This window comes from uncultured Ruegeria sp. (assembly GCF_947489545.1).
In the GTDB taxonomy this organism is placed as follows: domain Bacteria; phylum Pseudomonadota; class Alphaproteobacteria; order Rhodobacterales; family Rhodobacteraceae; genus Ruegeria.
In genome coordinates this window covers 202848-224027 of sequence record NZ_CANLDZ010000006.1, presented here as the reverse complement: position 1 = coordinate 224027, position 21180 = coordinate 202848, and the positions used below count along the sequence as shown (strand labels likewise).

The window sequence follows — 21180 nt, the reverse complement described above, 5'->3', positions numbered from 1 at the left end:
ACCTGAACCCTCGCGCGGAGGGCCGGATGGCCGCTGGGGCCTGAGGGCCCGAGAGGAAAGTCCGGACTCCACAAGGCAACGGTGCCGGGTAACGCCCGGGCGGGGAAACCCGACGGAAAGCGCCACAGAAATCAGACCGCCTCGGATTTCGGTCCGTGGTAAGGGTGAAACGGTGGGGTAAGAGCCCACCGCGCCGCTGGCAACAGCGGTGGCACGGCAAGCCCCACCGGGAGCAATGCCAAATAGGGTCCCCGCGCGCGTTGGTCGGCGTCAGCCGATACCACCGCTAAGCACGTCTTGGCCGAGAGGGACCGGGTTGGCAGCTTGAGCCGCGCAGCAATGCGCGGCCTAGAGGAATGGTCATCGAAGGGGGCAACCCCGGAACAAGATCCGGCTTACAGGCCCTCCGCGCATGTTCTTTTTGAGCGACCAGCGTTAAGCCGAATGTGCTGGGTCTCTTGTCTTCTTGCAGAGTGGATTTGCGACACCCCAGGTAATCCTATGAACAGTATTCTAATGTTCGATCTGCTGTTACAGTTTGAAAACGGATTGCAGTAGGAGTCTGGGAGGAAAGTTATGAGTTTCATGAAAGCGCTGGCTTCGGTTGCGGTGGGATTTGCGGCGGCCAAAGGTTTGGATAAGTACAAGCAGATGGGCGGCATGGCTGGTTTGCAGGATATGATGAAAGGGTCAGGCGGTGGGTTCGGAATGGACCAGTTGGGCAAAATGGCCGAGCAGTTCGGGATGCCCGGCGGTGCTTCTGGTCTGCAGGACATGATGGGCAAAATGGGAATGGGCGGCGGCGCCGCAGGCGCAGCCGGTCTGGGCGGCCTGCTGAACGCAATGCAGGGCGCCGCCAGAACCGGAAGCCAGCAAACAACAAATATGATGGAGACAGTTTTCCAAGGCACACCAGCCGGTGCGGCGATGGAGGAACAGGCCAAACTGATGCTCCGCGCCATGATCCAGGCTGCCAAGTCGGATGGTGAACTGGATGAACAGGAAAAGGACACCATTCTTGGCGAGTTGGGCGACGATATCAGCGATGAAGAACGCGCATTCGTGCAGGAACAGTTGAATGCACCGATTGATGTCATGGGGCTGGCCGCCGATTCAGGGGCGCCACTAAAGACCCAGATCTACGCGACCTCACTGGCAGCGATTCGACTGGATAACGAGCGCGAGGCCTCTTACCTACACCAGCTGTCCAACGCATTGGGCCTTTCCGATGAGGAGCGGGACCAGATTCATACCTATATGGGCGCGCCAAACCTGTCTGTCTAAGCTGGCGGCAGAATCCTGGCCACAGCCGATGTGATTGGCCTTGACATGCGCTGTGCAGGGCGTAAAAGCGCACGCTCATAGGAATTCAACCGAAAGGCCCCTGCCTTTTCGGACGCAGGAGATAACCATGGCGAAGCCGACGACAATCAAGATCCGTCTGAACTCGACCGCGGGCACGGGCCACTTCTACGTGACCAAGAAAAACGCGCGCACCATGACTGAGAAAATGACCGTTCGTAAGTACGATCCGGTCGTTCGCAAGCATGTTGAGTACAAGGAAGGCAAGATCAAGTAATCTGCCGTTCCGATTGGACATTCGAAGGGGCTCTGCGCAGGCAGGGCCCCTTTTTTGTTGTCCTTTTTTCCATGGTTCGACCCTATAGTGCCGTGCAATCGAAGGATCGTGCCGTTGCAGTGGCGCATCAGGGCTGAGCGCAATCGTCTTGGCTCCGGCTTGCAATTTACGCCGACCTGCACATACGGTTGAGCAAACCGCCACAAAATGTTGACCGCCATGAAAAAAATCTTGTTATCCACAATTACCGTCCTGTCGCTTGCGGGCTGTGAAGATCCCTTCAACCGTGAAGGTGTTGGGTTTGCTGGGATCGATGGCGAGCCGCGCACCATCTCGGATGTTCCGGGCGCAGTCGCGTTTGTTCCGCCAGCAACCAATATCCCAGCGGAACTTGCAGAACTTCGTACAGTGTCTGTTTTGTCCGATCAGGTTGACCCGTCCAAAGTGGCCGGTGTCGCCATCGACAATGGTGGGCGCACGGATACCTCTGCGGTTCAATTGACAGGCAGCGATACCAATCTGTTCCTGAGCACCGTCAACGTAAACGGCACATTATTCGGTGTGTTGCGTACGCCGACCAACACCACAACCGTGGACAACTCGATCGGCGCCACCTTCGGAAGTCAGACCGAGCGTTTCACCGGGTGTCTGCCGGCAGGTGACGTTTTCCGCAAAGGCTCGTCCGAGCGGAGTTCAGGCTTTGCAGTTCCTTTGAACTGTAGCTGAACCTTAGCCAACTAAGACCAATGAGGCCCTCATCTTGATGGTGGGGGTTTTGTTTTTGGGAATCTCGACATTGACCGATATCGTGTTGCGTCGCAGCCGAGCGCAGTTATTAAGACAAAAGAAAAAGGGCGGGTCGTTCGGACCCGCCCTTTGACAATTGTACTTTCCGGTTTGTTATTCGCGGCTTCCGAACAACTGCAGCAGGAACATGAACATGTTGATAAAGTCCAGGTACAGGTTCAGTGCGCCCATGATGGCGGCTTTGCCCAACCATTCCTGATCACCGGCATGTGCCATCTGCAAATAGGTGGTCTTGATCTTTTGCGTGTCATAGGCGGTCAGACCGGCAAAGATCAGCACACCCAGAATGGAGACTGCAAACATAATCGCAGGCGACTGCAAGAACAGGTTGATCACCATGGCAACGACCAGACCGATCACGCCCATCATCAAGAACGTGCCCATTCCGGACAGATCCTTTTTGGTGACATAGCCGTACAGCGACAAGCCCGCAAAGGCGATGGACGTCACCAGAAACACCTGAGCGATTGAGACGCCGGTGAAGGCGACGAAAATCCAGCTTAGCGACAGGCCCATGACCCCAGCAAAGACATAGAAGAACAACTGCGCACCGGCAGCAGACAGGCGGTTGATTGCGGCTCCAAAGCCGAACACCATTGCCAACGGAGCAAACATCACGATCCAGCCCAGAATGTTGGGGCTCAGCGTGACCGGGTCACGAAACACGGACAGTAGTTGCGGGCTGGATCCAACAGCCCAGGCCACAGCAAACGTGATCAGCATACCTACGGACATTGTGCCGTAGACTTTATTCATATGGGCGCGCAGGCCCTCATCGATCTCGGCGGCGCGCGCGCCGGATGCCGTCCGGATCGTGTCGAATTGTGCCATCAAAGGGTCTCCCTAAACATACTTCTTGTTCGCCCCACCGATGCAGAGCGCTTTCTCTGCAAATATCGGCAACTACAGGCTGTGTTTCAAGAGTTTACCGCATAAAACCGACTAAAACGCGCAACAAAAATGGCGATCCACCGCAGCGGACCGCCATTATTGCACTACAATGCTGATTTTTCGTCATTTCTGCCAGAAATCCGGTGCGTCCCATATGTAACGGCTGGCTTCTATATTGGCCTCGCTCCGAGTCACTCCGATGTCTTTCAGGGCGCGGTCATCCAGCTGAGCCAAACTGCTGCGCTGGCGCTTCAGGGACATTGCGTTTGTGATCATGCCAAGAACAGATCGCTTAGCGGGCTTGCACGGGCGATGAATTGCAACTTGGGTCATACTTATTGTCCTTTCTGCGGTTTGCGATGGATATGATGAGTTCCATCAACTTCCTTGATTGATATGGGGGAGTATGACATATATTGAAAACGAATATTTATGATGTAACCCATAAGGAATCGTGAAGATGCGAAATCTGGACATAACCACACTGCGATCTTTCGTGGCGGTGGCGGATCAAGGCGGCGTCACTCGGGCAGCCGGGTTTTTGCACCTGACGCAATCAGCGGTTTCGATGCAACTTAAGCGTCTGGAGGAACTGCTGGGCCTTGAATTGCTGGATCGCAGCGGACGAACAATTGCTCTGACCGCGTCTGGGGAACAGTTGTTGGCCTATGCCCGTCGGATGACCGCACTGAATGATGAGGTGATTTCCAAACTTACCGATCAGGCGTTTGAAGGCGAGGTCATCCTCGGAGTGCCGCATGATATTGTCTATCCGGCTATTCCGCGTGTTCTACAGCGCTTCAACGCGGACTTCCCACGGGTCAGGGTGCAGCTGGTTTCGTCCTATTCACTGCAGTTGAAGGACATGTACAAGCGCGGCGAATGCGATGTGATCCTGACGACCGAACCGTCAATTGCCGATGGGGCTGAGACAATTGCTGAGCTGCCGTTGCGCTGGATCGGTGCCCCGGGCGGGTCAGCCTGGCGCAAACGGCCGCTGCCTTTGGCGCTGGGGCGGCGCTGCCTGTTCAGACCGCAGGTGATTTCCGCACTGGATGCCGCCGGAATTCCTTGGGAGCTTTCAGTCGAGACTGAAAACGACCGTACGATAGAAGCCACTGTCAGCGCGGATCTAGCGGTACACGCGATGTTGGATGGCACAGAGGCTGCACACCTGGAGCAGATAGACACAGGGGGTGTCTTGCCTGAACTGCCCGCACACATGATCAATTTATACGGTGGCGAAGCTGGTCGTGACCCGGTGGTCGAGGCGCTAGCTGCCTTAGTGCGGCAGAATTTCCGCATGCTGGGTGGCAGCCCGTTAAGGGCCGTAGCCGGATAGACGTGTTCAGGGTTTGATAACAATCTTTCCTGTCGATTTCCGCTCTCTAAGCAACCGCATACCGTTTGCCACGTCCTGCAAAGGCAGGACATGGCTCATGTGCGGTTTAATCCTTCCCTCTGCGTGCCACCGGAACAGGGTATTGAAACTGTCGCGCACGATCTCGGGGCGGAATCTCAGATAGCCGCCGATGTAAAAGCCGATCACCGTCAAGTTCTTGACCAAGAGGTGATTGGCAGGGATCTGCGGGACGTCCCCGCCGGCAAACCCAATCGGCAGCAAACGCCCCTCGGGATTTGTGGCGCGAAACGCGGCTTTGAACACGTCACCGCCGATGGCGTCATAAACAACATCCGCCCCGCCCAACGCCCTGACCCTGTCGCGCAGGTTTTCGGACGCGTCTATTAGATGATCTGCCCCGGCGGTCTGGGCAACGGCCAGCTTGTCTTCGCCGCGTGCCTGCGCGATCACGGTGGCGCCCATCAGTTTTCCGATTTCCACTGCGGTGAGGCCGACGCCACCGGCGGCGCCAGTGACAAGCAGCGTCTCGCCCGGTTGCAATCTGGCCCGGTGATCCAGCGCGATATGGCTGGTGCCATAAGCGATCTGAATAGCTGCGGCATCTTCAAAGCTGGTGGACGAGGGCAAGGCAATTGCACGATCAGCATCGAAGACGCCGTATTCTGCCAACCCATCCTGACCGGAATAGACTGCGACCCGGTCCCCGCATTTCAGGTGTGAGACCCCGGCACCAACGGCGGCCACCACTCCGGCAATTTCCATGCCCAACGTGAACGGAGGCTCAGGCGTATCTTGATACGTGCCCTTCTGCATCAAGAGGTCAGCAAAATTCAGTCCACAGGCCTTGATCGCAATCCTGACCTGACCTGCCTTAGGGGCGGGAATGTCCACATGGCACAGTTGGGCCGCGGACCCATTAGATTGAATGCGATAAGCCAGCATAGAGAACCCTTCGGTGCTTTTCGCATATACGTTCGCGCTGAGCCAACATTGTCAATAACTTGACCCTTGCGGCAAAGTGAAACGCATAGGCGAACTGAGTCGGCAACGACAGGTGCGATTTGAAGTGATTGTGTCTCAAAACGACACAACCATAAACCACTGTGCGGTGTTGATGACTCAACCAGCTTGAAAAAAAGTCAAAAAGCAGCAATATAGGCGCCTAGTGCTGTTTCGGGGGAAGGCACGATCCGGATTAGTGAGTGCTTAAGACTGGCACGCTAATGATGCGATCACGGTCGTCGCGCGATCCCTTTCAGATGTTTGTGTAGTAGAGGAGAATACCAATGACTCATCACGTCGATGTCCATGTGGGCAAGCGCGTTCGGCATCGCCGCTGGCTGATTGGGATGACCCAACAGCAGTTGGCGCAGCAGGTTGGTATTAAGTTTCAACAGATTCAGAAATACGAAACGGGTGCCAATCGAATCAGCGCGTCTCGCCTTTGGGACATCGCCGAGACATTGGATGTACCGGTCAGCTTCTTTTTTGAGGGTTTGGAAGAAACCCAAAAGGACGAGGCAGACAAAAAGTCCGTTCCTGTGGACTTGATGGGTGACAAAGAAGCTCTGGATTTGGTGCGCTCTTACTATGCGATCCCGGAAAACCAGCGCCGTCGTCTGTTCGAGTTGGCTCGCGTTTTAAGCGACGTCGCCTGATAAATCCCGCTTGACTATCTGGGGCGTTAATCGCACCTCTGCTGCATGCGAACGACCCAGGTAAGTGATATAGAAGTTGCCGAGGAAATGGCCGACGCAGCACGCGCGGCCATTCTTCCGTATTTCCGGCAAGGAAATCTCGAAACATCCAACAAACTGGCCGAAGGCTTTGATCCGGTAACGATTGCGGATCGTGCGGCAGAGAAGGCGATGCGAGACGTGCTGTCCCGTCATTGCCCCGATGACGGTATTTTTGGCGAAGAATTCGGTCACACCGAAGGCGTCAGCGGACGTACCTGGGTTTTAGACCCAATTGACGGAACCCGTGGATTTATCAGCGGCACACCGACTTGGGGTGTCTTGATTGCACTTAGCACTCGGGACGGGCCAGTTTTGGGTGTGATTGATCAGCCCTATATCGGCGAGCGTTTTGTCGGCACGCCAGAGATCGCGCAGGTCACCGGTCCGTTGGGCACCAGCGCACTGAAAACGCGTGCGACCAAGGCCTTAGATCAAGCGATGTTGTTTACGACTTTTCCGGAGGTTGGCACATCGGAAGAGGCTGCAGGGTTTCGCTCCGTCGCCGAACAGGTTCAACTGACGCGATACGGAATGGATTGTTACGCCTATGCACTGGTTGCGGCGGGTCAGGCAGACCTGGTGATCGAGGCCGGTTTGAACGCCTATGATATTCAGGCACCTATTGCAGTCATTCATGCGGCGGGCGGGATCGTAACAGACTGGCAAGGTGGCCCGGCACATAATGGCGGTCGGGTATTGGCAGCGGCCAACCCCGAGATTCACGCTGCCGCGCTGGAGATCTTGCGCCGCTACTGAATTCTGTTGCCGTAGCGCCTGTAGGCAGGTACATCAGTCCAAGCTGGTTCTTGCGCCCGTTTTCCACCAGCTTTCGCACTCCTTGCATGAGACGGGCATATGCAGGAGGGCCCATATGACCGAATTTCTGATCAAAAACGCTGATTCCGTTTTAACAATGGACGACAAACGGCGCGAATTGTCCGGTGCAGACATCTTGATTGACAGCGGCCAGATCGTTCAGATCGGTCACGGATTGGCGACGAACGGCGAGGTCCATGATGCGTCAGGCTGTGTTGTGACACCAGGTCTGGTGAATACCCATCACCATCTTTATCAAACACTGACCCGAGCTGTCCCCGGGGGACAGGACACGTTGCTGTTTGGATGGCTGCAGACCCTCTATCCGATATGGGCGCGGTTCGGCCCGGATGAGATGTTTACGTCGGCTCAGATCGGGTTGGCGGAACTTGCCTTGTCCGGATGCACGCTCAGTTCGGACCATCTATATCTGTACCCAAATGGGTCACGATTAGAGGATACCATTGCGGCTGCTTCCGAGCTGGGCCTAAGGTTTCATCCCACACGCGGCGCGATGAGTATTGGAGAAAGCGACGGTGGTCTTCCTCCAGACAGTCTGGCCGAAGCCGAAAGTGATATCCTGAACGACATGATTCGTGTTGTGGACGCGTTTCATGATCCTCGTGAAGGGTCCATGTGCCGCGTGGGGCTGGCACCCTGTTCGCCGTTCTCGGTTAGTCGCGACTTGATGCGGGACACGGCGTTGCTGGCGCGGGACAAAGGCGTGATGTTGCACACACATCTGGCCGAGAACGACGAAGATATCGCCTATTCCAAGGCTCAATTTGGCTGTCGTCCGGGCCAGTATGCCGAAGATCTGGGGTGGACGGGTCAGGATGTCTGGCACGCACATTGCGTCAAGCTGGATGGGGCTGAAATTGATCTGTTTGCCAGGACCAGAACCGGTGTTGCCCATTGCCCCTGTTCGAATTGTCGTTTGGGGTCAGGTATCGCCCCGGTGCGAGCCATGCGGGACTGCGGCGTGCAGGTTGGCCTTGGTGTCGACGGTTCTGCCAGCAATGACATCGCCAACCTGATGGCTGAGGCGCGACAGGCCATGTTGTTGCAGCGCGTCGCGAACGGGGCGGATGCCATGTCGGCCCGCGAAGCCCTTGAGATCGCGACACGAGGTGGCGCAGATGTGCTCGGTCGCCCCGATTGCGGTCGCCTGATGCCCGGCAAACGCGCTGATATCGCGGTTTGGGATACGCGCTGCGTTGAAAGCGCAGGCAGCTGGGACCCTGCCGCTTTGCTTTTGGCAGGTCCGACGCGCGTTCGCCACCTGTTTGTCGAAGGGCGCCAGATTGTTCGCGACGGACATCTGACAACCATCGATCTGCCAAGGATCATCGAGCGTCAGAATACCCTTGCGCGGGCGCTGCGGGACTAGGCGGCCCGTTTCCCGCCGATCCAAACCTCGGATACTGCCCGGTCATCGCCCATCATGATGGTCGGGAAAACAGCTTCCCAAATGTCATTGGCGTGGGCTTCGCGCTGTGCAATGGCAGGGGTCGAAGCCAAGTCCAGCACGACCAGATCCGCCTCCATCCCCGGAACGATGTTGCCTATGCTCGCGCCCATCCGCAAAGTTCGGGCGGATCCGACTGTTCCCAGCCAAAGCAGTTGGGCCGGGTGCAGCGGGCGCCCGCGCAACTGGCCGACTTCATAGGCAGACGCCATTGTACGCAACATCGAAAAGCTTGACCCGCCGCCGGTATCAGTGGCCAGACCGATCCGATGACCTTCGGCAATCAGTCCGTTCATGTCAAAGAGGCCAGAACCGATGAATGTGTTCGATGTCGGACAATGGACCAGCGCGGCGTCTACCTCGCGCAGCCGATGGCGTTCGCGGTCTTCCAAATGGATGACATGGCCGTAGACACCGTTCTGACCCAAAAGACCGAATTTCTCATACGTGTCCAGGTAATCACGTGCATCCGGGAACAAGGATCGGACCCATTCAATCTCGTCGGTCTGTTCGCTCAGATGCGTTTGCATCAGGCAATGCGGATGCTCTGCCCAAAGGGCACCCATGGCTTCCAGTTGTTCCGGTGTGGATGTCGGCGAAAACCGTGGCGTGATCGCGTAGGACAGGCGGTCAACACCGTGCCATTTCTCCAGCAGGGCTGCGGACTGGTCATAGGCCGTTTGTGCGGAATCGCGTAGCCCGTCGGGCGCATTGCGATCCATACAGGTTTTTCCAGCCACAACGCGTTGCCCGCGTTCTTGCGCGGCACCAAAGAATGCGTCAACGCTCTCGGGATGAATCGTGCAAAAACTGCACATCGTCGTCGTGCCATGTGCCGTTGTGAGGTCGAGATAGCGATTGGCAACTTCCTTTGCATAGTCGATATCGCCGAATTTCATCTCTTCTGGGAAGGTGTAAGTGTTCAACCAGTCGATCAGGCGCTTGCCCCAGCTGGCGATCATGGCGGTTTGCGGATAGTGCACGTGGGGGTCGACGAAACCGGCCATGATCAGGTGGTCACCATGATCTCTGACCTCGGCCTCGGGATACGACCGGATCAGACTGTCAGCTGTCCCGAGTTCCGCAATGTGCCCGTCCTGAACCAAAACTGCTTCGTTAAGGCGGATTGCATCGGTCGGCTCACCCTCGAAGGGTGATCCGTCAAAACTCAATACCCGCCCTTTCAAAAGCGTCTTGTGCGCCATTTGCCCTAATCTCCAAGTGTTTTGGACCGCTCTGCAGCATAAGCGGGGGAAAGATGCGGGTAAATCTGAGCATTGTCATTGTTTTCCGGTAGCTGCTTCTTCTATTTAAGGGCCAATCGCCGTGAAAGAGGGGCAGCGCATGACGACAGGCATTGACGAAGCCAAACCTGATCAGCCCCGGGACGAAGACGTCTATGCGCTGGATCGCAAGACCGTGGCGACCATTCTGTACACCTTGGACGTGGAAGATCGCGACAAGCTGATCGAGCTGATGGAGCCGTTGCACCCGGCCGACATCGCCGACCTTCTTGAACAGATCAACCCATACGATCGGGCTCGTTTGATCCGATTGTATGACAAGGATTTTGACGGGGACATCCTGTCAGAACTGGATGAAGCCGTTCGCGAAGAAATCATCAATGTCCTTAACCCGGATGTTCTGGCCGAGGCGGTTCGGGACATGGAAAGCGATGATGTCGTTGACCTGCTGGAAGATCTTGAGGAACCGCAGCAAGAAACGATTCTGGATGCGCTTGAGGATTCCGAACGGGTTGCCGCGGAACAGGCGCTGGCCTATCCCGAAAATTCTGCCGGTCGTCTTATGCAGCGCGAAGTGGTTATGGCGCCCGAGTATTGGTCGGTTGGACAAGCCATTGACTTCATGCGCGCCAATGATGACCTGCCTGACCAGTTCTACCATATTGTTCTGGTGGACCCGCGGCTGAAACCCGTCGCCCAAGTGACCTTAGGCATGCTGATGGCCACGCGGCGCGAAGTGCCCCTGCACGATATCGCAGAAGAGGAATTTCACACCATCCCCGTCGATCAGGACGAAGAGGATGTGGCCTATGCCTTCAACCAGTACCACCTGATCTCGGCCCCTGTGGTAGATGCGGATGGCCGCCTGGTTGGCGTAATCACGATCGACGACGCGATGGTTGTTCTGGATGAGGAGCACGAAGAAGACATCTTGCGCCTCGCGGGTGTCAGCAACGAAAGCTCTCTGTCTGACAGCGTTGCTGCCACCAGTCGGCGGCGTCTACCTTGGTTGGCGGTTAACCTGTGCACATCCATTTGTGCGTCGCTGGTGATCTCGCAATTTGAAGCAGCGATTGATCAACTGGTCGCACTGGCCATTTTGATGCCAATCGTGGCGTCGATGGGCGGGAATGCGGGCACGCAATCCTTGACAGTCGCAGTGCGTGCCTTGGCCACGCGCGATCTGACGGGCGCGAACGTCATGCGGGTGATCCGGCGCGAGCTTCTGGTGGGCATGCTGAACGGGCTGTGTTTTGCCATCGTTCTTGGGACTGTCGGAATGCTTTGGTTTGGCTCTCCGTTGTTGGGGGTCGTGATTGGGTCGGCTTTGGTCGTGAACATGATCATCGCGGGTTTTGCCGGTACGGTAGTACCTGTGGTGCTGGACCGTTTGGGTGTTGACCCGGCGCTGGCGTCTGGAACCTTCGTGACCACGACCACCGATGTCATGGGGTTCTTCATCTTCTTGGGACTTGCCAGCGTGGTGCTTTTGTGACCGATCTGACCGAAATCAAAGCCGTCGCACGCAAGGTGGCGTTTGCCCGCCGCAAAGGAGCTTTCGACACGCGCCCAGCGGGCGCAGCGGGACGTTTATCCGAAGTTCTGGCCGGATACCGGGGTGTGCCGTTGTCAGGATACATGCCCATCAGGACCGAAATTGATCCGCTACCGGCTATGTCCGAGGCCATAGCCTATGGGCCCGTGGGTGTACCAGTGATTCAGGCGGCCGGACAGCCGCTGAAGTTTTCCCGCTGGTCGCCCGAAGGCATACTGAAGGACGGTCCCTTCGGGGCGAAAATACCTGAAGTTGATGATTACTTCGATCCTGAAATTCTGATCGTGCCGCTGGTTGCATTTGACGCGCAAGGCGGCAGGCTGGGCTATGGTGGCGGCTTCTATGATCGTACATTGGAAGGTCTGCGCACCAAACGCTCTACTCTGGCCATTGGCTTTGCCTTCGACGCTCAAGAGGCCGAAAACCTACCGCTTGAGCCAACGGATCAGCCGCTGAACATGGTTGTCACAGAAAGCCGAGTGCTTACTTTCTAACCCTATTGGTTTTCGAAATGGCTGCGCAGGTAGTCCCAGGCATCGACCTCGGTGCCGTCTTTCAGGATGCAGACACCGTACTCGCTGCCGTCTGAGTTTTTTCGAATCTGATACTCTCCATCGTTTTCGACGCAAAACGTGGCGGCGGGGTTGGCCATCGTTGTCTTAGTCGTCGCCTGCGCCCAGGCACCTGTGGTGGCAAAAGCGGCGATCGCGGTTACGGCAAGGGGTTTCATGAAATTCTCCGTGAACAAAATTGCTGCGTTTCAGATTGGCATCTTCGCATGTGATTGCAAGACTGCGCCGAGGCCCGTAATTTGCACGGTTCCGCCTTGTTATTGCCGTGCGCAGCCCCTACGACCCGGAATATGAGAATTTTGTTTCTGGGTGATGTCATGGGTCGTGCTGGACGCGCGGCCATTCAAGCGCACTTGCGGCGTCTTCGCGACGAGTGGCGTCTGGATTTCGTTGTGGTCAACGGTGAAAACGCCTCGAACGGGATGGGCCTGACCGGTGATCACGCCAAGCTGCTGTTGGATGCCGGGGCTGATTGCGTAACCTTAGGCGATCATGCTTTTGACCAGAAAGACATGCTGCAATTCATTGAGAAAGAACAGCGTATCGTGCGCCCGGTGAATTTTGCTAAGGGAGCGCCCGGACGGGGGCATCGGCTGTTCACAGCGCCCGGAGGTCGTAAGGTGCTGGTGGTTCAGGTGCTGGGGCAGGTGTTCATGAAGCGCCCCTTCGATGATCCGTTCTCGGCCATCGAACCTATCCTGAAATCCCACCCGCGTGGCGGGCAAGCGCAGGCGATCATCGTCGATATGCACTGCGAGGCGACCTCGGAAAAAATGGCGATGGGCCATTATTGCGATGGGCGTGCCAGCCTTGTCGTGGGAACACACACGCATATCCCCACGGCGGATTCTCAAGTTCTGCCCCAAGGAACAGGGTATCTGACCGATGCCGGTATGTGCGGTGACTACGACTCGGTGATCGGTATGGACAAACAGGAACCGCTGCGTCGGTTCATCACCGGCATGCCCAAGACGCGGTTTATCCCGGCCAATGGCGAGGCCACCTTAAGCGGCGTGTTCGTAGACACCGACGACCGCACCGGTCAGGCCAAGTCGGTGCGCATGGTGCGTGTGGGTGGACGTCTGGAACAGGCAGGCCCCTAAAAGAGACGTCGGGCTTGCCCTGTTGCACGCAATGCGTGAAACTGTTGGTCAGGCGCTTGGGCCAGGGTTCAGATAGAATACCACGAATGCAATTCCTTTCACTGACAGACACAGGCAGCGCGATTCTTGCGCTCATGATTGTTGCGGGTATGTTCGTCATGTTCCTGCGCGAGGTCTATCCGACCGAGGTTGTGGCCATCGGTGGCGTGGCTCTGATGCTGGTTACCGGGATACTCCCTTACCAGAACGCGTTGATCGTTCTGTCTAATCCAGCCCCTTGGACGATTGCCGCGATGTTTATCATCATGGGCGCTTTGGTGAGGACCGGCGCGCTGGATGCTTTCACATCAGTGGCCCAGAGACAGGCGCAGGTGTCCCCAAAGATCGCCATCGCATTGCTGATGGGCTTTGTGATTCTGGCCTCGGCCGTGGTGTCAAACACGCCGGTCGTGGTTGTGATGATCCCGGTTTTCATTCAAATCGCGCGGACATTGAATGTTCCGGCCTCGAAACTGCTGATCCCGCTCAGCTATGCAGCCATTCTGGGGGGAACCCTGACACTGATCGGCACGTCAACCAACCTGCTGGTGGACGGTGTGGCCCGGTCACAGGGCATGACACCATTCACGATCTTCGAGGTCACGCCGCTGGGCATCGCCCTGGTGATTTACGGCATGTTTTACCTACGGTTCATCGCGCCGCGGTTGCTGCCCGAGCGTGACAGTATGGCATCGATGCTCAGCGATCGGTCAAAGATGAAGTTTTTCACCGAGGCGGTCATCCCACCAGAAAGCAACCTGATTGGCCGGGAGGTCACGGGCGTGCAACTGTTCAAACGTCCCGGCGTTCGCCTGATCGACGTCATCCGGGGGGATGAATCCCTGCGGCGCAACCTAAAAGGTGTTGCACTGCAATTGGGAGACCGGGTGGTATTGCGTACCCAGATGACCGAGTTGTTAAGCCTTCAGAGCAACAAGGAACTGAAACGGGTCGATCAGGTCTCCGCGGTGGAAACCAAAACGGTTGAAGTTCTGATAACGCCCGGTTGCCGCATGGTGGGCCGTACTTTGGGCGCCATGCGACTGCGGCGCCGGTACGGTGTCTACGTACTAGCCGTTCATCGCCGCAATCAAAATATTGGTCGTCAGTTGGAGGATCTGGTCGTCCGGGTCGGGGACACTTTGCTGTTGGAAGGATCGCCGGCGGATATTCAAAAGCTGGCCGCCGACATGGACATGGTCGACGTGACCCAACCTTCGGCACGGGCGTTCCGGCGCAGCCATGCCCCTATCGCTATTGCCGCGCTTTTTGGAATTGTCGCATTGGCGGCGCTGGGCGTGGCGCCGATCCTGCTGCTGTCGATTTCGGCTGTTGCCGTGGTTCTTTTGACCCGCTGCATTGACGCGGACGAGGCTTTTTCGTTTGTCGAGGGGCGCCTGCTTGCCCTCATCTTTTCAATGCTGGCAATTGGTGCGGCTTTGGACAGTTCCGGCGCTGTGTCATTGATCGTCGAGGCCATCGCACCAGGTCTGAGCACCCTGCCGCCGTTCCTGATCATCTGGGCCGTTTATCTGCTGACGTCAGTCTTGACCGAACTGGTTTCCAACAATGCTGTTGCTGTTGTGGTCACACCAATTGCGATCGGGTTGGCCCAAGCTGTCGGCATTGATCCGCGACCATTGGTGGTGGCGGTGATGGTGGCTGCGTCTGCCTCGTTCGCCACACCAATAGGGTACCAGACCAACATGATGGTCTACGGACCCGGTGGCTACAGGTTCACCGATTTCATGAAGGTTGGAATTCCACTGAACCTGAGTGTTGGGTTGCTGGCTTCGTTGCTGATCCCACTGATCTGGCCTTTGTAAGTTCGGCACAGACCTGCCGCTGGGTTGGTGAACGTCTTGTATAAGCTCGATCAGGCACGATCTTTTAGATGTGATTGCCTGAGGAGATTTGAACATGCTCGGAACCTGTCATTCAATACTGGCCAGCGTCGCAATTCTGGCCACGCTCGCCAGCGCGACCTTTGCCGGAACGGTCGAAGGGTCGGCCACCTACCGCGAGCGGATCGCCGTTCCACCTGACGCGACTTTGTTTGTTGAGCTTCAGGATGTATCGATGGCCGACGCACCTGCCTTAACTCTTTCAGCACAACGATATGCGATCGGTGGCGTGCCTGTCGGGTTTGAACTGACCTATGACGACACATTGATACAGGACAATCACAGCTACGTCGTCAGGGCTTCGATCACGCAGGGTCAAAACCTGCTGTTCACCACGGATACGGCTTATCCGGTGCTCACGAACGGGGCGGCGAACTCCGCTGACCTGATTTTGGTTCAGGCCCAACAGGATGCTGTGCTGGAAAACACAGATTGGACTGCTGTTTTGTTGGATGGCGCGCCGATTGAAACGGATCGCCGCCCTGAGCTTTCATTTGTGTCAGGCGGCGCGTTTTCCGGGTCCGGAGGCTGCAATCGCTTTAGCGGTACGGCCGAGATTTCGGGCAATCGGATCGAGTTCCCGGAAAACATGGCCGCGACCCTAATGGCCTGCCCATCGCCACTGGACGAGGTTGAACGGCAGTTCTTTAAAGGGTTGCAGCGCGTCACCACCTATGCAGCGCAGGGAAATGCGCTGGCTCTGTTGGATGCCAATGGCGAGCCGGTCGTTGAGTTTTCACGCAAGCAGTAGCACATGTCAGGCAACAGCCCGTGATCGTCCCGCATTGCGTCCCGAGAAAATGCAACCGCCCAGGAATGTCCCCTCCAGCGCATTGTAGCCGTGATAGCCACCGCCGCCGAAGCCCGCGACTTCGCCCGCTGCGAACAGGCCTGGTACGACCTTCCCGTCGGCGCCGATCATCTGACTGTCGAGGTTGGTTTGCAGACCGCCAAGCGTCTTGCGCGTCAAAACATGCAGTTTCACCGCGATCAGCGGCCCGTTGGACGGATCCAGGAATTTGTGGGGTTTCGCGGTGCGGATCAGCTTGTCGCCACGATAGTTTCGCGCGGCAAGGATCGCCATCATCTGCGCATCTTTGGAAAACGGATTGTCGACCTGAGAATCCCTGGCCTCGATCTGGGCGCGCAAATGGCTTTCGTCGATCAGGCCACCGCCAAGTTGGTTCATACCACCGACAAGTTCAGTCAGTGTGTTCGCCACTACGAAATCTTCACCCTTCTCCTTGAAAGCCTCGACCGGGGCCGTCGCTTTGGAGCCTGAGAGTATGCGTTGGCGGATAACCTCTTTCCAACTGCCCGATGTAAAGTCCGGATTTTGTTCCGACCCCGACAAAGCGAATTCTTTCTTGATCACTTTCTGGGTCAGGACAAACCAGCTGTATTCATAGCCCGTTTTGAGGATCTCCCGCAGGGTCCCGAGTGTGTCAAACCCCGGCAGGCAGGGCGGCTCCAGTCGCTTGCCTGTTGCGTCAAACCACATCGAGCTTGGCCCGGGCAGGATACGAATGCCATGGTCGGGCCAGATCGGATCCCAGTTTTTGACGCCCTCGGTATAATGCCACATCCGGTCGCCATTGATCACATGGCCGCCCGCCTTTTCACTGATCGGGATCATTCGGCCATCTACGTGGAAGGGAACGCCCGCCACCATGTCCTTGGGTGGCGCGCCCAACCGGTCGCGTGGCCAGTTTTTGCGCACCATTTCAAAATTGCCGCCAATCCCACCTGACGTGACGATGATCGACGGGGCGTAGACTTCGAACTCTCCGACCTCGTCGCGGTTGGTCTTTTCACCGCGCTGGGCGGCGTCATCGGCCAAAACCTCACCCGAGACCCCCTTGGCAGTGCCATTCTGTACGATGAGGTGGCTGACCTGATGGCGGAACTTTATCTGGATCAAACCCGCGCTGACATGTTCCTGCACCCGGCGAATGAAATGCTCGAGAATTCCCGGTCCAGTGCCCCAGGTGATGTGAAAACGCGGGACCGAGTTTCCATGCCCGTTGGCATAAGATCCGCCGCGCTCAGCCCAACCAACAACCGGAAACCAGCGCACGCCCATCTCATGCAGCCACGGGCGCATCTCACCAGCTGCGAATTCAACATATGCTTCAGCCCATCTCTGGGGCCACTTGTCATCCTCCCGATCAAATTGCGCGCTGCCCATCCAATCACGAAGAGCAAGATCGTGACTGTCTTTGATGCCCATTCTGCGTTGTTCTGGTGTGTCGACCATGAACAACCCACCCAGGCTCCAGAACGCCTGACCGCCCAGAAAATGCTCGGGCTCCTGATCGACGATGATTACCTTCTTGCCCCGGTCCCCCAATTCTGCTGCGGCCGCCAAACCGGCCAGGCCGCCACCGACGACAATTGCATCTGCACTGTTATTGCTCATTAAATGTCCTTTCAGCGATTGCGGAACCAGGCCAGGAACGGAATCGCCACGGCGTACATTGTTATCCCGTAAACGGCCGAGGGCAGGGCCAGGGGGCTGAACCCGCTTTCCGTTCCGGTGATCAGTGCGGCCAGCGTAATGCCCAAAGTAGAGTTCTGAATGCCCGTTTCGATTGAGATCGTCTTGCTTTCATTCCAAGATAAACTTGCCGCGCGCGCCAGTCCCAATCCGATCAGCAACAAGGCAACGTTCAGGGAGATCAATCCGGCGCCCATGACGCCAAGATTATCAACAAACAGCTGCCAGTTCCCAGCCAGCGCGGCCAGGACAATCAGAACGAACAGCGCGGTGGCCAGTCTTGAAAGTGGGGCATCGATCTTTTGGGCAAAGGTGGCGGCGAAATGACGAACGCTCACGCCAATTGCCACAGGCAGGGTGGTGATCAGGAACATCGCAACTGCCAGCCCGCTGATCGAAACCTCTGGCGCATCTTCCCCCAGGAAGTGATTGATCGACCACGCGGCAAGGATTGGAACAGTCAGGATCGAAAGCAGACTAATCACCGCTGTCAGGCTGACCGACAAAGCAACATCCGCCTTGGCAAGTTTAGACAGGATATTGCTGGTCACCCCGCCGGGGCAAAAGCTCAGCAGCATGAACCCCACTGCGATTTCTGGCGGAAGGCCAAACAGTTTGACGGTCGCAAATGCAGCGACGGGTAGCAATACGACCTGACACAATGCACCGATGGCGAAGGGGTAACGACGGCTGATGACCCGCCGAAAATCCGCAATCTCTAGTCCAATGCCCAGGGACAACATGATGATGGCCAGAGAAATCGGCAGGCCGACGCTAATAAGTAGATCCAAGAACAACCCCTCCCAAAGTCGTGTCAGATCAACCTAGTCGAGCAGGGACCCAACCGGCAACCGCTCCGTTGGGTCAGGTGTACCGTTCGGCAAACCGACGCAGGATTTCGCCGGGCTGGGTGACATCCGCCGCCTTACAGGTGTCGATCAGTCGCTGGGCGTCCCCGGGTGGGAAATAGCCGTGGTGCTTATAGATGTTGATGCGCTGTTCAAAGTCTTCAGCGTCTGCCTCGGGGTGGAATTGGGTGGCATAGACATTCTGTCCCCAGCGGATCATTTGAATGGGGCAGGTGTCCGAAGCCAACAGATGCACGCACCCATCGGGCAGAGCCTGAACAGCCTCTTTATGACCTACAAAGGCGTCGAATTCTGGTGCCAGCCCCGCGGTCAATGGATCATCCTCGCCGTCGCCGGTCAGGCGACAGGTCGACGGGCCGACAGGTTCACCGAATTGTTCCTTGCTAACCTCTCCACCCAAATGTGCCGCCAATATGCCCAGGCCATAACAGCAGCCCATGAAAGGATGATCCCGCTGCGTGATCTGGGGCATCAGGCCCATGATGGTGTTTTCGATCTTTGCATCCAATTGGGTTTTTGTCGCCGGGTCATCGCTGACGCACCCGGGGCCGCCACCAACTATGACGCCTGCATAGTCGGTGACATCCAGTCCTTCGAGCAAATCCTCGCAATCCAACCGGATGCGATGGGTCTGGTCTGGCACCAAACCGGTTTTGTCCAGGATCGAGGCATACTCGGCATCCGAGGCATCGGTTTCCGGGCGCAGCTGCAAGATCAAAAAACGTTTCATCCGCTGCCTTTATCCTTCAGAGCGGCCAGAACACAAGGATGGCAGGGACCGACACACAGATGATCAAAACTTCCAGGGGCAGCCCCATGCGCCAATAATCACCGAACCGATACCCACCCGGACCCAGCACAAGCGTGTTATTCTTATGCCCGATTGGTGTGAGGAAGGCTGCCGAGGCCGCCACTGCGACAGTCATCAGGAACGGGTCAGGCGACACATCCAAAGCCCTTGCCATTTGGATCCCCACTGGTGCGGCCACAATTGCCGTGGCCGTATTGTTCAGAACGTCAGACAACGTCATGGTGACAACCATCAGCACGGTCAGAATGGCCCAAGCCGGCAGCCCATCGGTCAACTGGATCAGTGCGTTCGCAATAAGCTCGGTCCCGCCGGATGTCTCCAGCGCGCTGCCCAATGGGATCATCGATCCCAGCAAAACCACAACCGGCCATTCGATGTGATTATACAGGTCGGAGATCGGCATGATTTTGGTCAGCACGTAGCCAATCACAACCAGCCCCAGCGCCACGGGCAGGTAGATCAGCCCGATGCTTGCCGCCAGCACAGCAGCGGCGAAAAGCCCAATGGCCAGCCAGGCCTTATTGTTGGCGGTGACGTTCAAGCCGCGCTGTGCCAGTGGCAAACAGCCAAGCCATTCGGTAACGTCTGCACTACGGTCGCGGGGGCAGAGCAATAACAGGATGTCGCCAGCTTCAACCTCGGTCTTGCGGACTTGTTCGGTGATCCGCTGGCCCTGTCGTGACATGCCCATAAGCACCGTGCTTTGGCGCCAGGCAAGGCCCAGCCCCTGCGCCGTGCGCCCAGTGATGCGGGCGTTTTCGGGCACTACCACCTCGATCACCTCAAGCCCATCTCCATCGGCGGTTAACAATTCCTGTCTGCGCGTATCGGAAAAATCCAGATTCAGCGCCGCCCTAAACTCATCCAGCGCTTCCGGGCGAGCCTCAAGAACCAGCGCGTCGCCTTCTTTCAGCGTTGCGTGGGCCGACCGGCCATAGCGACGTTTGCCGTCCCGGATCAACCCGATGATGGCCACGTCAGACTTTTCGGCCGCCTCATAAAGTTCACTGACACGTTTGCCGATATGCGGGGACTCCTGCGGCAGCGTCAATTCCGCGATGTATTCGGCCAGAACCTCGGAGGTTTCCGTTTGTGGACCACGGTTTGGGATCAGCCGCCATCCGATCAGAGAGACAAAAGCCAGCCCGGCAATCGCAGCTAAGCCACCGACCGGGGCGAAATCGAACATGCGAAACGGCTCACCCAGTGTCTCTGCCCGGATCGACGCGATGATGATATTGGGTGGGGTTCCGATCAGGGTCGCCATGCCACCCAGAATGGTCGCAAAGCTTAACGGCATTAGCGTCAGGCCCACCGAACGTCCCGCTTTACGCGCGGTTTGGATGTCGACGGGCATCAACAGCGCCAAGGCAGCAACGTTGTTCATGAATGCCGACAGCACAGCACCGATCCCGCCCATAAGGGCTATGTGTGCTCCCAGTCCGCGAGAGGCATCGACCAGCGTGCGGGTGATCAGGAACACTGCACCGGATCTGACCAGCCCGGCTGAAACCACAAGGACCAGTGCAACGATGATGGTGGCAGGGTGCCCGAACCCTGCAAATGCATTATCGACGGGCACAACGCCCAGAACTACGCCGACCATCAACGCCGCGAATGCAACAAGGTCATATCGAAACCGGCCCCAAAGCAGCATGCCAAAGACGGTGAAGAAAAGTGCGAAAAGGATGATCTGATCCGTCGTCATGAGCGGACCTTATCCGCACAACCTGGCCAAAGCGAAGGGGAATTTTCCCGCAGCTGCGACGAGACCTCTGTTCGATGTCGCGTTGAAAACGATGTCAATTCCGGCCCTGTGGATGATCGAAACACCGGTGAACCCTCAAATGAGGACGTTGCGCAAGCTGGCAATGGCCGCTGATCCTATTGAAACCGAACCCATCCTTGCGTAATAGACCCGGG

The 21180-nt window shown here is 57.1% G+C and carries 22 protein-coding genes and 1 other RNA gene; 14 read left to right on the top strand and 9 right to left on the bottom strand.

The genetic code is table 11. From position 1 onward, the window contains the following. The first annotated feature begins 14 nt into the window (after nt 1–14). From rnpB to Q1B13_RS11245, 4 genes are all read left to right on the top strand, one after another. Nucleotides 15–414, top strand: an RNA gene (gene rnpB, locus Q1B13_RS11260) — RNase P RNA component class A. 162 nt (nt 415–576) lie between these two features. Then, nucleotides 577–1284, top strand: a complete 708-nt coding sequence (locus Q1B13_RS11255) for a DUF533 domain-containing protein (RefSeq protein WP_299079599.1) — start codon at nt 577–579, stop codon at nt 1282–1284. Nucleotides 1285–1411: 127 nt separating this feature from the next. Then, nucleotides 1412–1579, top strand: coding sequence for a 50S ribosomal protein L33 (gene rpmG, locus Q1B13_RS11250; RefSeq protein WP_007799108.1), 168 nt, complete (start codon nt 1412–1414; stop codon nt 1577–1579). Between the two features lie 219 nt (nt 1580–1798). Then, nucleotides 1799–2305 carry a hypothetical protein gene (locus Q1B13_RS11245; RefSeq protein ID WP_299079602.1) on the top strand — a complete coding sequence of 169 codons (507 nt, stop codon included), beginning with the start codon at nt 1799–1801 and terminating at the stop codon, nt 2303–2305. A gap of 174 nt (nt 2306–2479) precedes the next feature. Here the strand turns inward: Q1B13_RS11245 and Q1B13_RS11240 are convergent, their stop codons facing one another. Both Q1B13_RS11240 and Q1B13_RS11235 read right to left on the bottom strand, forming a co-directional pair. Beyond that, on the bottom strand, nt 2480–3217 hold the full coding sequence (locus Q1B13_RS11240) for a Bax inhibitor-1/YccA family protein (RefSeq protein WP_298933385.1): 738 nt from the start codon (nt 3215–3217) through the stop codon (nt 2480–2482). A gap of 183 nt (nt 3218–3400) precedes the next feature. After that, nucleotides 3401–3610 carry a DUF1127 domain-containing protein gene (locus tag Q1B13_RS11235; protein ID WP_298933383.1) on the bottom strand — a complete coding sequence of 70 codons (210 nt, stop codon included), beginning with the start codon at nt 3608–3610 and terminating at the stop codon, nt 3401–3403. A gap of 127 nt (nt 3611–3737) precedes the next feature. On the opposite strand from Q1B13_RS11235, the gene Q1B13_RS11230 reads away from it, so the two are divergent. Further along, complete coding sequence (locus tag Q1B13_RS11230; protein ID WP_298933381.1) at nt 3738–4619, top strand: LysR family transcriptional regulator; 882 nt, start codon at nt 3738–3740, stop codon at nt 4617–4619. A gap of 6 nt (nt 4620–4625) precedes the next feature. On the opposite strand, the gene Q1B13_RS11225 is transcribed toward Q1B13_RS11230, so the two are convergent. Beyond that, nucleotides 4626–5582, bottom strand: coding sequence for an NADPH:quinone oxidoreductase family protein (locus tag Q1B13_RS11225; protein ID WP_299079605.1), 957 nt, complete (start codon nt 5580–5582; stop codon nt 4626–4628). A 344-nt stretch (nt 5583–5926) separates the two neighbouring features. Here Q1B13_RS11225 and Q1B13_RS11220 point away from each other — a divergent pair, with 344 nt between their 5' ends. The 3 genes from Q1B13_RS11220 (at nt 5927) to Q1B13_RS11210 (ending at nt 8585) form a co-directional block, all read left to right on the top strand. Further along, nucleotides 5927–6298 (top strand): helix-turn-helix transcriptional regulator, encoded by a 372-nt coding sequence (locus tag Q1B13_RS11220; protein WP_298933377.1) that lies wholly within the window; start codon nt 5927–5929, stop codon nt 6296–6298. A gap of 45 nt (nt 6299–6343) precedes the next feature. Continuing rightward, nucleotides 6344–7135, top strand: coding sequence for a histidinol-phosphatase (gene hisN, locus Q1B13_RS11215; RefSeq protein ID WP_299079607.1), 792 nt, complete (start codon nt 6344–6346; stop codon nt 7133–7135). A gap of 115 nt (nt 7136–7250) precedes the next feature. Further along, nucleotides 7251–8585, top strand: coding sequence for an 8-oxoguanine deaminase (locus Q1B13_RS11210; RefSeq protein ID WP_299079610.1), 1335 nt, complete (start codon nt 7251–7253; stop codon nt 8583–8585). On the opposite strand, the gene guaD is transcribed toward Q1B13_RS11210, so the two are convergent. Further along, nucleotides 8582–9868, bottom strand: coding sequence for a guanine deaminase (gene guaD, locus Q1B13_RS11205; RefSeq protein ID WP_299079612.1), 1287 nt, complete (start codon nt 9866–9868; stop codon nt 8582–8584). The genes Q1B13_RS11210 and guaD overlap by 4 nt on opposite strands. 139 nt (nt 9869–10007) lie before the next feature. Here guaD and mgtE point away from each other — a divergent pair, with 139 nt between their 5' ends. Then, nucleotides 10008–11402 carry a magnesium transporter gene (gene mgtE / locus Q1B13_RS11200; RefSeq protein ID WP_299079615.1) on the top strand — a complete coding sequence of 465 codons (1395 nt, stop codon included), beginning with the start codon at nt 10008–10010 and terminating at the stop codon, nt 11400–11402. Beyond that, nucleotides 11399–11956, top strand: a complete 558-nt coding sequence (locus tag Q1B13_RS11195) for a 5-formyltetrahydrofolate cyclo-ligase (RefSeq protein ID WP_299079617.1) — start codon at nt 11399–11401, stop codon at nt 11954–11956. The genes mgtE and Q1B13_RS11195 overlap by 4 nt, the downstream gene beginning before the upstream one ends. A gap of 2 nt (nt 11957–11958) precedes the next feature. Here the strand turns inward: Q1B13_RS11195 and Q1B13_RS11190 are convergent, their stop codons facing one another. After that, a complete protein-coding gene (locus tag Q1B13_RS11190) occupies nt 11959–12192 on the bottom strand; it encodes a DUF333 domain-containing protein (protein WP_298933365.1) in 234 nt (77 codons plus the stop codon). Between the two features lie 132 nt (nt 12193–12324). On the opposite strand from Q1B13_RS11190, the gene Q1B13_RS11185 reads away from it, so the two are divergent. From Q1B13_RS11185 to Q1B13_RS11175, 3 genes are all read left to right on the top strand, one after another. Further along, nucleotides 12325–13137: a TIGR00282 family metallophosphoesterase gene (locus Q1B13_RS11185; protein WP_299079620.1), complete on the top strand. Its 813-nt coding sequence runs from the start codon at nt 12325–12327 to the stop codon at nt 13135–13137. Nucleotides 13138–13223: 86 nt separating this feature from the next. After that, nucleotides 13224–15002: an SLC13 family permease gene (locus tag Q1B13_RS11180; RefSeq protein WP_299079623.1), complete on the top strand. Its 1779-nt coding sequence runs from the start codon at nt 13224–13226 to the stop codon at nt 15000–15002. Between the two features lie 94 nt (nt 15003–15096). After that, the gene (locus tag Q1B13_RS11175) at nt 15097–15831 is read left to right on the top strand and encodes a YbaY family lipoprotein (RefSeq protein ID WP_299079626.1); all 735 of its coding nucleotides are present in this window, start codon (nt 15097–15099) and stop codon (nt 15829–15831) included. A 6-nt stretch (nt 15832–15837) separates the two neighbouring features. Here Q1B13_RS11175 and Q1B13_RS11170 read toward each other — a convergent pair whose 3' ends face one another. The 4 genes from Q1B13_RS11170 to Q1B13_RS11155 form a co-directional block, all read right to left on the bottom strand. Next, on the bottom strand, nt 15838–17499 hold the full coding sequence (locus tag Q1B13_RS11170) for an FAD-binding dehydrogenase (protein WP_299079629.1): 1662 nt from the start codon (nt 17497–17499) through the stop codon (nt 15838–15840). A gap of 11 nt (nt 17500–17510) precedes the next feature. Beyond that, nucleotides 17511–18368 (bottom strand): bile acid:sodium symporter family protein, encoded by an 858-nt coding sequence (locus Q1B13_RS11165; RefSeq protein ID WP_299079632.1) that lies wholly within the window; start codon nt 18366–18368, stop codon nt 17511–17513. A gap of 73 nt (nt 18369–18441) precedes the next feature. Further along, nucleotides 18442–19176 carry a glutamine amidotransferase gene (locus Q1B13_RS11160; RefSeq protein ID WP_299079634.1) on the bottom strand — a complete coding sequence of 245 codons (735 nt, stop codon included), beginning with the start codon at nt 19174–19176 and terminating at the stop codon, nt 18442–18444. A gap of 16 nt (nt 19177–19192) precedes the next feature. Then, on the bottom strand, nt 19193–20965 hold the full coding sequence (locus tag Q1B13_RS11155; protein ID WP_298933348.1) for an SLC13 family permease: 1773 nt from the start codon (nt 20963–20965) through the stop codon (nt 19193–19195). Between Q1B13_RS11155 and Q1B13_RS11150 the strand changes: the two genes are divergently transcribed. Beyond that, entirely contained in the window at nt 20964–21170 is a 207-nt protein-coding gene (locus Q1B13_RS11150) for a hypothetical protein (RefSeq protein ID WP_299079637.1), read from the top strand. The two genes, Q1B13_RS11155 and Q1B13_RS11150, sit on opposite strands and share 2 nt — an antisense overlap. The last annotated feature ends 10 nt before the right edge of the window (nt 21171–21180 follow it).